General features: G+C 44.4%; 13 protein-coding genes. All 13 read right to left on the reverse strand.

Annotated elements, in window-relative coordinates; genetic code table 11:
* Nucleotides 1-83 precede the first annotated feature (83 nt).
* Nucleotides 84-1013, reverse strand: a complete 930-nt coding sequence (locus ACNAZ4_RS13825; protein WP_415815121.1) for an FTR1 family iron permease — start codon at nt 1011-1013, stop codon at nt 84-86.
* Nucleotides 1014-1048: 35 nt separating this feature from the next.
* Nucleotides 1049-1798 (reverse strand): hypothetical protein, encoded by a 750-nt coding sequence (locus ACNAZ4_RS13830; RefSeq protein WP_415815122.1) that lies wholly within the window; start codon nt 1796-1798, stop codon nt 1049-1051.
* 50 nt (nt 1799-1848) lie between these two features.
* Nucleotides 1849-2628 (reverse strand): glycosyltransferase family 2 protein, encoded by a 780-nt coding sequence (locus tag ACNAZ4_RS13835; RefSeq protein WP_415815155.1) that lies wholly within the window; start codon nt 2626-2628, stop codon nt 1849-1851.
* The gene (locus ACNAZ4_RS13840; protein ID WP_415815123.1) at nt 2624-4090 is read right to left on the reverse strand and encodes an alkaline phosphatase family protein; all 1467 of its coding nucleotides are present in this window, start codon (nt 4088-4090) and stop codon (nt 2624-2626) included. Before ACNAZ4_RS13840 ends, ACNAZ4_RS13835 begins: the two co-directional genes overlap by 5 nt.
* A 1-nt stretch (nt 4091) precedes the next feature.
* Nucleotides 4092-5033: a lysylphosphatidylglycerol synthase transmembrane domain-containing protein gene (locus tag ACNAZ4_RS13845; protein ID WP_415815124.1), complete on the reverse strand. Its 942-nt coding sequence runs from the start codon at nt 5031-5033 to the stop codon at nt 4092-4094.
* Nucleotides 5020-5973 carry an NAD-dependent epimerase/dehydratase family protein gene (locus ACNAZ4_RS13850; RefSeq protein ID WP_415815125.1) on the reverse strand — a complete coding sequence of 318 codons (954 nt, stop codon included), beginning with the start codon at nt 5971-5973 and terminating at the stop codon, nt 5020-5022. The genes ACNAZ4_RS13845 and ACNAZ4_RS13850 overlap by 14 nt, the downstream gene beginning before the upstream one ends.
* Before the next feature lie 110 nt (nt 5974-6083).
* On the reverse strand, nt 6084-7271 hold the full coding sequence (locus ACNAZ4_RS13855; protein WP_415815126.1) for a hypothetical protein: 1188 nt from the start codon (nt 7269-7271) through the stop codon (nt 6084-6086).
* 218 nt (nt 7272-7489) lie between these two features.
* Nucleotides 7490-7804, reverse strand: coding sequence for a thioredoxin (gene trxA, locus ACNAZ4_RS13860; protein ID WP_415815127.1), 315 nt, complete (start codon nt 7802-7804; stop codon nt 7490-7492).
* 163 nt (nt 7805-7967) lie between these two features.
* Nucleotides 7968-8945: an electron transfer flavoprotein subunit alpha/FixB family protein gene (locus tag ACNAZ4_RS13865; RefSeq protein WP_415815128.1), complete on the reverse strand. Its 978-nt coding sequence runs from the start codon at nt 8943-8945 to the stop codon at nt 7968-7970.
* Between the two features lie 38 nt (nt 8946-8983).
* Nucleotides 8984-9757: an electron transfer flavoprotein subunit beta/FixA family protein gene (locus ACNAZ4_RS13870; protein WP_415815129.1), complete on the reverse strand. Its 774-nt coding sequence runs from the start codon at nt 9755-9757 to the stop codon at nt 8984-8986.
* Between the two features lie 88 nt (nt 9758-9845).
* On the reverse strand, nt 9846-10619 hold the full coding sequence (locus ACNAZ4_RS13875; RefSeq protein WP_415815130.1) for an enoyl-CoA hydratase: 774 nt from the start codon (nt 10617-10619) through the stop codon (nt 9846-9848).
* 120 nt (nt 10620-10739) lie between these two features.
* Complete coding sequence (locus ACNAZ4_RS13880; RefSeq protein WP_415815131.1) at nt 10740-11342, reverse strand: TetR/AcrR family transcriptional regulator; 603 nt, start codon at nt 11340-11342, stop codon at nt 10740-10742.
* Nucleotides 11343-11554: 212 nt separating this feature from the next.
* The gene (locus ACNAZ4_RS13885) at nt 11555-13258 is read right to left on the reverse strand and encodes a long-chain-fatty-acid--CoA ligase (protein WP_415815132.1); all 1704 of its coding nucleotides are present in this window, start codon (nt 13256-13258) and stop codon (nt 11555-11557) included.
* Between the last annotated feature and the right edge of the window lie 159 nt (nt 13259-13417).

A 13417-nucleotide genomic window follows, 5' to 3' on the forward strand; every position in this document is an offset into this window, starting at 1 on the left:
CCAACTTTGTTTTTACGTATGAAAAAAGTACAAGGAATTTCCCTGTACTTTTTCCGGAGAGAGGAGATTTACGCCTCAAAGCTTTATTTTACCTGTGGGTTCAGTACATTGACCTGCTTTGCTTCTGCCGTTTTTTCAACAGAGTGCTCTTTCTTTGTGCTGCGTGATGAAGTCAGCAGGAAGATTGCCGCAAAGTAGCCAATATATGCGACGATTTCTTCAATAGATGGCATTGATGAATATCCGAACAACGCCTTCAGGAAGATCCCGACATCACCTGAGATGAGCGGCGCTACACCGTTATCCCGGAGATAGTGTGCATAATCAATCGGATGTTCAGGCAACAGCCATGTAATATCATACACATGGTACATGACGCTTCCAATCAAGTTAATGTCCTGCATCATTGAGATTGCCTGTACGAGCAAGCCGGCAGAAATCAGGATGATGAAGGCACCTGTAATTTGGAAGAATGTCTTGAGCTTGACCTTCATTGTACCTTTGAAGAACATGTAGGAAACGACTACAGCGATCAGTGTTCCGGTGATCGCTCCCCACCCCTGCATCGCGGCACCGATGTTTCCGCCAGTGATCGCTGCAAAGAAGAACACTGTTTCGATTCCTTCACGCAAGACTACGAGGAATGAATGGATGACCATACCGACAATATTGCCTGTCGAGATGAACTTATTCATTTTCCCTTCCATATTGCCTTTGAGGTTCTTGCTGTGGCTCGCCATCCAGAATACCATCTGGGTCAGGAGGACCGTCGATACAATCATGATGCCGATTTTCAGATAAATTTCGCTGCCCATCGCGGCGAATCCAGTGAATACGACCTGGAACAGGATCGCTACCCCTACACTTGCCAGGACGGCAAGACCTGCTCCGAGCCAGACATATTTCGTATATTTGGAATGATCCATCCTCTTTAGATAGGTTGTGATGATCCCAATAATTAATAACGCTTCCAATACTTCACGAAATGTAATCAATAACGCTTGAACTTCCATTGCTGATTCTCCCCTCTCCAAGGTGTCATCAAAATTTATGATCTTCTTCTCTTAATGCCAATGGCTACTACTGTCGCAATCACGCCAACTATGATGATGATTGGAATCCAGTTGCGGATATTCGATAGATCTGTCCAGTCTTTCTTACCGGGGCCTTTTTCTTCGGCAGTTTCGGTGAAATGGCCGACTTCCAGGCTGGCAATATTGAACTCCTTCTGCAGCGCAGCAAGGATTTCTTCTTTTTTCATTTTAAAAGCTTCAATGTCAGATGGTTTTTTCCCGACTCCAAACAGTCCGGGATTTCCCAATGCTTCCAATGCGGCATCGAAATCAGCTTTGATTTGCTGATCGACTTCGGCATTTTGAGCTTCTACCTTTGGCGATAAAGCCTGATATGTAGCAAAGCCTTTTGCAAGCAGTTTCTTGGAATTGTCATATTCAGCAAAATTATTTTCAATGCTTTCAAGCCTTCTTGCTATATTCAAGACGAGAAGCTTTTCCATATTTTCAATCGTTGCTTCCTTATCTTCATCATTAAGACTTTCCATGATGACTTCTCCTGGCTCAGTTCCCATATGCATGTCGATTTCTTCCTTGACTGTTCCGAACAGGGATTTTGCCGCCGAGAAGTTCGGAGGGTTCTCATCCAGTTTCAATTGCATGTCCTTATAAACTTCTGCAACTTTTTCTTCATTGGGATCCCCATATGAATATGCGCTGGCAGATAGTGGAATGCTACTGAGAATCAATATCAGTGAAAAACAAAAAAATATAGCTCTCTTCATTCGTTGTTTCCCTCCTACAATGATAATGATAATGATTATCATTATGAATGTCAATCATATTTGATAACCGTCACCTTTTTGTCACTATTTTTACTGCTTTTACGTTGGTATATCTCTTCGCCAGCAAGCTTTTCTACCGGCCTGGACATTTCGCGATAGACAGCCGGTACGACATTCGTCATATATTTCTTGAATGAAATAAAGGATGTACCTGTAATCCTCACACGGTATTGAATCGGGACTTCAAGCACCCTGAAGCCTTTCCTGACTAGGTTCAGTGTCAATACTTGCGCATAATTGTAATCATGGATGATTTCTGCATGCTTAAGTACCTGCTTTGAAAATGCCCTCATGCCCGATTGGCCGTCAAAAAGCCATTTTCTTAATAATAAGGTTTGCAGGAATGTGAAAAAATAATTCCCCATCCTGCGGTGGAATTTCATTCCTTTTATTGTGCCCATAAATCGCGAGCCCATCGTATAATCGGCTTCTCCAATTATGATTGGCTTGACGATGTCTGGAATTTGCCAGGCTGGATATTCTCCATCTGCATCGATCATCACTCCGACATCAGCATCCATCCGATAGCATTCTTGTATTCCTTTTCGGACCGCGGCACCCAGGCCGCGGTTTTCTTCAAAGCTGATGATATGGTCGGCACCTGCTTTTCTCGCTTCAGCAACTGTTCCATCGGTTGAGCCGTCGTCAATGACCAGCACTTCCACCTGAGCAGCACCGGCAAAACTGCGAGGTATATTGCCAATCACTTCAGCTATTGATTCTTCTTCATTGTAAGCCGGCAAAAATACGATCACTTTATTCAAATCAATTCTCTTCCTTCTCTGCTTTGATTGCGTCCATCAACACTTTGCCTCTGCTGCTGGCTGGATATGGAGCTCCCATCAGATAGGAGATCGTTGGAGCCAGCGAGACAAGGCTATGCTTTTCCTGGACTTTATTACCCTTCCTGATATGCGGCCCATGCATGAAAAATGGAACAAACCTTTCCCCTTCATCAAGGTGTCCATGGCCGCCGATGCCGTCAGCCTGTCCATGGTCTGCACAAACGACAAGCGTTGTGTTTTCCATCTTCCCTTCTGCCTCGAGCCATTCAACAAACTGCTTAATCAGGGCGTCCGCTTCCTCGATTTTTTCAATATAATCATCATAGAGGACCCCGCGGCTATGGCCCACCTGATCCGTCCCGATCATCTGCACGACAAACAAGTCTGGATCCTGCTCGTCCATGATTTTTCTCGCCCTGGCCAGCATATTCGTGTCAGCCTTATCCTTATGCATGACTGCCGTAACGGTCTCGACATCGCTTCCCATTGCATCAACCAGATGGGCGATGCCAAGCAGCCTCCCTCTTTTGCCAACTTTCCTTAACGAGTCAAAGATCGTTTCTGTATTGACCCCAAGCTTATAGACCATATTCGATTTTATCCCATGTTCGAACGGGTAGGTCCCAGTAAACATCGAACTGAAGCATACCACGGTTCTTGCGGGGTACAGTGTTTCCATATTCAGATATTCCGTGCCATTCTCCTTCAGTTCGTCAAGAAAAGGTGTATTGGCTTCATAAAACCGTTCTTTCCTCATACCATCGATGACGATGACAATCACCTTGTCCGACAGTCCATTTTCAGGCACTTCCAGTCCCTCGTCATTTGTGTAGGTTTCATAGGCCTTAGGTTTCCAGTCAAATAAATATCTGTGCAAAATAAAGGCAAAGAGTAATACAAAGCCGTAAAACACAGCCAAATCCGCCAGCGGCAGACCAGGGCCGCCAGAAATCGCGGTAAATGACAGTTCCCATACAGAGAGAAGCAGCAAGAACTTCGGAAGCTGTTCCTGCGCATTCCCGCTAGTCGAATCACTGTTCTTTAAAACGAGCTTCCAGAACCTCGTGAAGTTCAGCCAGGAAGTGCCAATCCTTAGGTGATAATAAAACGTCCCCCAGAAAAACACAGTAAAGAAGAAATAGAGGCCTGCCGCAAACAGCAGCAAACTCAAATTAAGAGCTGGCCAAACAATGATAAAAACAATAAACGGAAGCCATAGATAGTTTCTCAAAAACAATGGAAAATCATAAATAAAATACATGATAAATAGCGGCAGCACTGTAAGCAGTGCGAAAAGAAAATCTGTGATTGTCCCCGGGCTGCCCAAATCGCCTAGATGGAATAGCACCATTGTGCCAACGGTGAAAATTGGTGTGAACGGCTTCCCTTCGTTCAGCAGATTCCAGCTTCGGGCCGCGAATTTTTCAAATTTTGATGCGCTCTTCATTCTAACCCTTCTTTCTCCCTGTCCCGAGACTCCTAAGTTCCCTGCGAATGTATGCAGGAGAGGTTACCAATAAGAGCAGGCCAGTGAAATATGAAAAAATAAATTTAAAGCCGTGGCTTAAGATGGAAGCTGTATAAGCCTCCCTCGTCCCGATTCCCAAAAGAGCCAAAGCTGCAGTCATGACTGATTCATAGGTTGATATCCCGCCAGGTGTAATTTGGAATACCTGCCCTCCAACCGTAATGGAATTGACCCACATGCTTTCAAGGAAGGCGAGGGATATCCCCATTGACTTTGCGACATTCCAGATGACGAAGCTTTCCAACACCCAGCTGATGAGGACCAGTGGCAATAGATAGAGACTCGTCTTTTTGGCCAGGGCATTTTTTAACATCAGCAGATGCTTTTGGAAAAAATCAGGAAGATATCGGTTCAGAAGCAATAGTATGATCATGACAAGAATCGCGAAACTAGCCAGTAAAGGCAGGGAGAGGCTGAATACAAGCTCTTTTCCTAACAGCAGCATCCCTGCTCCAGCTATCGATGCCAATGTGAATACATCAAGGATCCTCATAAAAATCACCGAATTGACAGATTCATCGAGAGTCAATTCCTTTTCCTTGGCGGCGAGGAAACCTGCACGAAATAGATCTCCTGCTTTTATCGGGGCAATATGATTGATGAATAAACTTAAAAATACGCCCTGCACACAGTTTGTGTACTTCACATGTTGCGGAATATACATTTTCCATGCAAGGGCCCTGATTAGAAAAGCAAGGAGGTATGCAAATACGGCACCCCAGAACAGTGAAGCCGATTTCCAAAAATGTATACTCTCGTCCACCAGCGTATCGATATGGAAGTACCTGAACGACAGGATCGCGAAAATAATCATGAGGATGACTGCCACAATTTTTAATAGAAAAGATTTATTCCTTGCCATAGTAATCCACAGCCCATTTCACCGTCCTGGCCAAGCCTTCTTCAAAAGGGACCTTGGCCCGGTAATCAAGCAGTTCTTTGGCTTTAGTCGTATCAGCCCATGTCGATGTCACATCACCCTGCCTGAAGCCTGCCTGCTGGATCTTCATTTCAGGAAAATGCTTTGCCAAAGCGGCAAGCAAATCCTCGATGGAAACTGGCATGGAAGATCCTAAATTGATAATATTGGTTCCGCGTGCTTTCTGGATCGCAGCACTAATTCCTTCAATAATATCATCTATGTACGTATAATCCCGCGATGTCCTATTGCCGAATACCGTTATTTCTTCACCATTGAGGATTCTTTCTATGAACTTTGTGATTGCCATATCAGGCCTGCCCCACGGTCCATATACTGTAAAGAACCTGAGGATTGTCATATCATACTGATACATGCTGGCAAATGCATGGCAAAAGGCCTCGGCACCATATTTAGCCGCGGCATATGGGGAAATCACTTTACCCGCAGCCATGTCTTCGCTTAATGGTTCATTCGCCTGTTCCCCGTACACGGAAGATGAAGAAGCATAAAGAACATGCTTCACATTCGACTCCCCGGAAAACTTTAGGACATTGACTGTTGCTTTCACATCATAATCCACATATTGCCCTGGGGCTTCAAGTGAATAGCTGACCCCCGGCAAGGCTGCCAGGTGTACCACACAGTCTGCCTGGAACTCCAGGAAAATTTTCTGGACTTCTTCCTCATCATCCAGCAGGTTCTTTTCCTCATATCGAAACGTTCCTGCTTCTCCAATATATGTTAACTGGTCAATTTTCCTCTTTTTTGAGTAATAAGGATGTAATGCATCTATAACCAGTACCTCATTGCCTTCTTCCACTAACTTTCTTGATAGGTGGCAGCCGATGAATCCGGCCCCGCCCGTGACGATAATTTTCAAAGAATACACCTCAGTCAACATTGTCTCTGCCATTCTATATTATAGAGAAAATCAGAAGGAGAGTAAAAAAGGAAAAACCTTGTCAGAGTACAAGGTTCTTCCGTCAATCATTATTTTGCTGAATCGATTACAGACTGGAGAGCTGTTTCCACTTCTTTTCTCAAAGCATCTCCATTTTCTTTATCCTGAGCTTTGGCAGCTTCATAATATTTTTGGGCGTTCTCTGATAGAGCGGCATATTCTTCTTCACCGATCAGGCGCTTAATGTCTTCGCCAATCATGTCTGTGAACAATGCACCTTCAAGTGCTGTGATGACACCTTTATCCTGGCCCCAGTTCTCTTCACTTTCTTCCAATTCATGCAAGGCGATCTTCGCAAAACCTCTGACAGCCGCGTTATTTACAGCCTTTGGATCAATCGTCTTCACATCTGTTTCCAAATTGAATTGTTTTTCGATCTTTTCTGCTTCTTCCGGCGCGTTCTTTACAAGGTAGCTAGCAATTGACTGGTAGAAGGCCCATCCTTCTGCCTGTTCAACTTTAGCCGCTTCGGCATCTTCTTTTGCCTCATTTGCAGCTTTAGTTGCATAACCATTTGGAACCGCAGCAGTCGCAAGATAGAATGTCTTCATTAACGTTTTATCGACAACTTGTTGTCCAAGTTTGAATGCTAATTGGTCATCTGCCTCTACAGCTTTTTCCATTTCCTCGAAGCCGCCTGCGATTGCATCCTTCATGTTCGTTCCATAGGCATCATCGCGCTTTTGGACAGTACCTTCGATAATTGCATAGAATTCTTTTGCCTCTTCAATTTCTTCTTTCACTGCCTCTTTATTGTCCCAGTTTTCCGCAACTTCGATGAATTCATGTTTCATTGTCGTATAAAATACTTTTTGCATTAGCTTATCGAAAATTTGTTTAACAACTACCTTATCCATTGAACCGTCTTTTCCAGCCTGAAGCGCTGTCGTGATGTGCTGGTCAACTTTATCTTCAAATTCCTGATCTCTATTTTGAACGAGGCTTTGAAGGTTTTCGGTGTAAAGTTTCGTTACCTTGTCAAAGTCTACTTCCTTGCCTTCTTTGGCTTTTTCTAGCTCAGCGACCGCTTCCTTGTATACATCGCCATATTCCAAATCTGCTTCTTCTTTATCTGATGCTGCATCCTTATTCACAGTTTCCTCTTGCTTTTTCTCGTCAGGCTTTGAAGCCGATTCGTTGTCAGATCCACATCCAGCCAATACAGCACTTGCCATTATGAAACTAGCAAAAATAATTTTAAGGTCTCGTTTTTTCATGATTGTATGCCCCCATATGATAATTTTATTTTTTTAAATGATAATGATTTTCAATCACAGTTGTTATTATAATCGAGAATGATTTTCACTGTCAATGAACTTTATGAGAAAACTTTGACAAAGTATTGACAATCCAAATTAATATGTCCTATTTAAATGGAGGTTCAGCCATAAAAAAAGCCCCGCCTTCCGAGGGAAGGCGGGACTTCTGTTTAAGATTAGATATGCTGTTGCAGACGTCCTGCAAGTGCTTCTTTTGGCTGGAAACCGACTACTTTATCAACCGGCTGTCCATCTTTAAGGACAAGTAAAGTCGGGATGCTCATGATGCCGTATTGTGCAGCAGTTTCCTGGTTGTCATCAACATCAAGCTTCACGATTTTCACTTTGTCGCCCATTTCTGAATCTAATTCTTCAAGCACAGGAGCGATCATCTTACAAGGGCCGCACCATGGTGCCCAAAAATCAACAAGCACTAGGCCTGATCCTGTTTCGTTAGCAAAAGTTGCGTCAGTTGCATGTGTAATTGCCATTTGAATGCCTCCTAAATAAATCTGAATAATACCGTCAGTATATCATCGTTTACCAATTGATGCTATTTATATGCTCTTGTTGTAATTTACCCTTTTTGCATGCTAATATTCCTGCGGAAAATGAAAAACGGACGTTGTTTGACGTCCGTTTTCATGTGTTATTTTAAGCATTTACTTTAAGTTTTTTGAATTCTTCAGTAAGCATTGGAACGACTTCGAATAAGTCACCAACGATTCCGTAGTCTGCGACTTTGAAGATATTTGCTTCAGGGTCTTTGTTGATTGCGACAATGACTTTGGAGTTTGACATACCAGCAAGATGCTGGATTGCTCCTGAGATACCGGCAGCGATATATAAGTCAGGTGTTACAACCTTTCCTGTCTGGCCAATCTGCAGTGAATAGTCACAATAGTCAGCGTCACAAGCACCGCGGGAAGCGCCAACCGCTCCGCCAAGGACGTCTGCAAGTTCCTTAAGTGGCTCAAAGCCCTCTTCGCTCTTGACGCCGCGGCCACCAGCTACAACAACCTTTGCTTCTGACAGGTCTACGCCTTCAGTTGCTTTGCGGACAACATCCTTGATGATTGTTCTGAGATCCTTGATTTCTGCTGAAACCGTTGATACTTCGCCTGATTTGCCTGCATCCTTTTCCAAAGGTGCAATATTGTTTGGACGGATTGTCGCAAACACTAGTCCATCAGTGACAATCTTCTTTTCAAAAGCCTTGCCTGAGTAGATTGGACGAGTGAATACAAGATTGCCGCCCGCTTCCTCTACCGCTACCGCATCTGAAATGAGGCCTGAGCCCAATTTGCTTGCGATTTTCGGTGCAAGGTCTTTTCCAAGGGATGTATGCCCGAAAATGATTCCCTCTGGATTTTCCTGCTCGATGACAGCCATCAATGCCTGTGAAAAGCCGTCTGGTGTATACTGTGCCAGTTTGCCATCTTCTACTGCGACAACTTTATCGGCACCATATTGATACAGGTCATTGCCTAATGAACTTACAGACTCGCCAAGCAATACTCCAACAACTTCTCCGCCTTCAGCAACTGTTTTTGCAGCTGCGATTGCTTCGAAGGAAACATTTCTTAGTTGTCCGTCACGTGCTTCTCCCAATACTAATACTTTTCTCGCCATTTGATTTACCTCCTGCGTATTTATTCTTCCGTTATGTCTTAAACGACTTTTGCTTCTGTGTGAAGCAGGCTGACAAGTTCCTTAACCTGGTCGGCTAGCTCGCCTTGAAGGACTTTTCCTGCCTCTTTTTTCGGAGGAAGATAAATTTCGATTGTTTTCGTCTTAGCTTCCACATCATCTTCATCCAGATCAAGATCATCAAGCTCTAGCTCTTCAAGAGGCTTCTTCTTCGCTTTCATGATCCCCGGAAGAGATGGATAGCGCGGTTCGTTCAAGCCCTGCTGCGCAGTTACAAGAACTGGGAGGCTTGTCTCAATGACTTCGGAATCCCCTTCTACATCTCTGGTGATCGTAGCAGTAGTTCCGCTGATTTCCAGTTTCGTAATGGTCGTTACATAAGGCATTCCAAGTTGTTCAGCAACTCGTGGCCCTACCTGTCCGGAACCGCCATCGATGGCGACATTTCCGCCAAGGATCAGGTCAGCTTCTTTATCCTTCAGATATTCAGCAAGGATTTTTGCTGTCGTGAACTGGTCTCCGCCTTCTACATCGTCCTCGATATTGATCAATACTGCTTTATCAGCTCCCATAGCCAATGCTGTACGAAGCTGCTTCTCGGTTTCCTCATTGCCGACAGAAAGGACTGTTACTTCTCCGCCGTGAGCATCCCTGACCTGGATTGCTTCCTCGATTGCGTACTCATCATATGGATTTATGATGAATTCCGCGCCATCTTCATTAATTTTGCCGTTTGATAGCGTGATTTTTTCTTCTGTATCGAATGTCCTCTTCATTAGAACGTAGATATTCATTTGTTCCCCTCCTAAGTATTCAAACATTTTAGCTGTTCTAAAGATTAGAAAAATTTATAACAAAAAAATATTGATGCTAAAAGTTTGCTTATCTGCCTTTGAACTCCGGCTGCCTTTTTTCAAGGAATGCACTGATTCCTTCCTGGCCATCCTCTGACAGGAAGACGTCGCCGAAGAGTTTCGCTTCATCCTTGACTCCTTTATAGAAGGCTTCATGCTTAGTATAGTTCAAGAGTTTGATAGCTGCCCCAATGGACACAGGACTCTTCTTCGCAATCTTGCCAGCCAGGTTGTATGCGTTTTCAAGCAATTCCTCTTCAGGGTAAGCGTGGTTGGCGAGACCATATTGGACTGCTTCCACTCCTGTGATCGGATCACTTGTGAACAGCATTTCCGCTGCTCTCGCAACACCAACATATCTTGGAAGACGCTGGCTGCCTGCAAAGCCTGGAACCAATCCGAGCTGCAACTCAGGCAATCCTAATTTCGCATTTTCTGCCACAAGCCTGAAATGACAAGCCATGGCAAGCTCCAGTCCTCCACCCAGTGCCGCACCATGGATAGCTGCGATAATCGGCTTTGGAAAATATTCCATGCGTTCAAAAAGATCTTGTCCATACTCCGCCAGCTTTGCAAAGTCTTCACCGGTTTTGATGGTAGTGAATTCCTTGATATCCGCACCCGCAGAGAAGAATCTCCCTTCTCCATGAACCAGGACTACCCTGACTTCTTCATTTCCCTCGATTTCATCAAGCACTGCCGATAATTCCTTCAGCAATCCTGATGCAAGGGCATTCGCCGGCGGACGGGCAATCGTGATCGTTGCGATCCTGTCCTCCGTAGACCATTTGAGATACTCCACATTTTCCCCTCCTTTTACATGAAGACAGGCTTCGCACAGGAATGATGCTTTATATGCGAAGCATGCCTTTTACGGACCGTTTCCACATACCTGCTGAACAGGAAGGTGGAAAGGACTTGATTAAAGGACCGGTTTGGCACCGTGGTAACCGCAGCCGTTGATCAGCAGCTGGTGTACCGCTTCAGCCAGGTCAGGCAGATTGTACTTCTGTTCATTCATTACCCATGAAGTCACAGTTTCATCCACCGTTCCAAAAATCATCTGCCTAGCAAGACGCAAATCCAGGGAGCCCGAAAACTCTCCATTCTCTATGCCTTCCACAATGATTTTGTCGATCAGCATTAAGTAGCCTTTCAGCACCTCGTTGATTTTATGGCGGAGGTCCTTATTCGACTGCCTTAGCTCCAGCTGGGTCACAATTGCAAGATGCCGGTCCTGGGAAAGCATTTTGAAATGCGTTTCGACCAACATGTATAATTTCTCTGTTGCTGTCGTTTTTCCTGCAATTTTCTCTTCGATATTTTCTACAAAGTAACCCATCTTCTCCTGGAACAGAGAAATAAGTATGTCTTCTTTATTCTTGAAGTACAAATAAATGGTCCCGTCAGCCACTCCAGCCTGCTTCGCTATTTTAGACACTTGCGCCTGGTGATAGCCGTTTTCTGCGATAACGACGACTGCTGCATCAATTATTTGCATATATTTCGGCCTGTTTTTTTTCATTTTTTCCACTCCCGCTCCAGGAAAAGCACAAGCATTAAATGCTACAGTGGCACACTCCCGTTTACGATTTTGTCTGCACTACTTTTCACTGAATGAATCGTCATTCATATTTTTATAATAGTATTCACTCACATTTCTGTCAAGGAAATGTGTTTCATTTGGACAAGCTTTCTTTGCCAAAAAGAAAGAGCCGAGTAAGCCGGCTTTGAAAGTTAAGCTCGCTTCTGCTGATCTGCTGCATTTTTTGCTTTTTCTTCATCCACAAGTGCTCTTCTTAGAATTTTACCGACTGCTGTTTTCGGCAATTCTTTTCTGAATTCATAAAGCCTCGGTACCTTATAGGCCGCCAGATGCTTGCGTGAGTACTCATTGAGTTCTTCCTCTGTCACCTTTGCGCCTTCCTTGAGGACGATATAGACTTTCACTGTTTCCCCTCTGTACGGATCTGGTATGCCCGCAGCGACAACTTCCTGGACCGCAGGATGTTCATAGAGGACCTCCTCAATTTCACGCGGATATATATTGAAGCCTCCGGCAATGATCATGTCCTTCTTCCGGTCGACAATATAAAAATATCCTTCCTCATCCATATAGCCAAGGTCGCCAGTCAGCAGCCAGCCATCCTTAAGGACCTGTTCCGTTTCTTCCGGCCTATTCCAGTAGCCCTTCATCACCTGCGGGCCCTTTACTGCTATTTCACCAATTTCTCCAGGTGGCAGCGGTTCACCGGTTTCCATTGAAAAGACAGCAGAATCAGTATCTGGCCAAGGTACACCAATGCTTCCCTTTACACGTTTTTTGTCCCAAAGGAAGTTCGCATGTGTGACTGGCGACGACTCAGTAAGGCCGTACCCTTCAACAAGCTTGCCTCCTGTTATCTCTTCGAACCTCTCCTGGACCTCAACAGGCAGTGGAGCGGATCCGCTAATGCATGAGTCAATGGAAGACAAATCGTATTTTTTCAGGTCAGGGTGGTTCAGCAGGCCGATATAAATCGTTGGAGCTCCTGGAAACAATGTAGGCCTCTGCTTCTGGATTGTTTTTAAAGTTGTTTCCGGATCGAATTTCGGCAATAAGACCATTTTCGATCCCTGCATGACTGACAGGATCAAGACGGCGGTCATTCCATAGACATGGAAGAATGGCAGGATTCCCAGGACCGTTTCTTGCCCTTCCTTGCATTTATACAACCAGGCATTGCTCATTGCCGCATTGGCGATCAGGTTTTTATGAGTCAGCATGACACCTTTCGGAAAACCTGTCGTCCCCCCAGTGTATTGCAATAAAGCCAAGTCTTCCTCAAAATCAAGATCGTATTCTTTTATTATGCCTGCAGGATTTTTCATGATCTCAGTAAAAAGATGATTCTGGCCTTCATGCTTCACGTTGACGATCAGACCATACTGTTTTTTCTGGATGTATGGATAGACAAGGTTCTTTGGGAATGGAAGATAATCCTTGATAGCGGTTACAATTACGTTCTCTAAATCCGTGTTGGCAATGACCTTCGAGACTCTCGGGAATAAAATATCCAGAGTTATAATTGCCTTTGCACCAGAATCCTTCATCTGGTACTCCAGTTCCCGTTCCATATACAGCGGATTGGTTTGGACAACGATTCCCCCGGCCATGAGGATTGCATAGTAACTGATGATTGACTGGGGAGTGTTAGGGAGCATGATGGCCACCCTGTCTCCTTTTTCAATTCCCAGGTCCTGCAGATAGGCAGCCAGCTTTTTCGCATAATTGTAGACTTGTTTATACGTGAGCTCCTTGCCCATGAAGTGGATTGCCACTTTCTCTGGATATTTCTCGGAAGTCCGTTTCAAGTAGTCCTGGACGGTTGCTTCCTGAAGATCCAGATGGGCAGGGATTTCCGGAGGATATTGTGACAGCCACGGCTTTTCTCTTTCCATCTTTACGCCTCCTTATTTAAAATTTTTTGAAAATTCTATCTCCCATTATAATATAATGGTCTTTTTATGACAATTAGAATAGTTTTTTGTAGGATAATAGGGACAAACTCCTAAATATATTCTAGCAGGAATATTTTAGCCCATAGAAAAAAACCGCCA

The sequence above is a fragment of the Mesobacillus thioparans genome (assembly GCF_965138835.1).
Classification (GTDB): domain Bacteria; phylum Bacillota; class Bacilli; order Bacillales; family Cytobacillaceae; genus Mesobacillus; species Mesobacillus thioparans.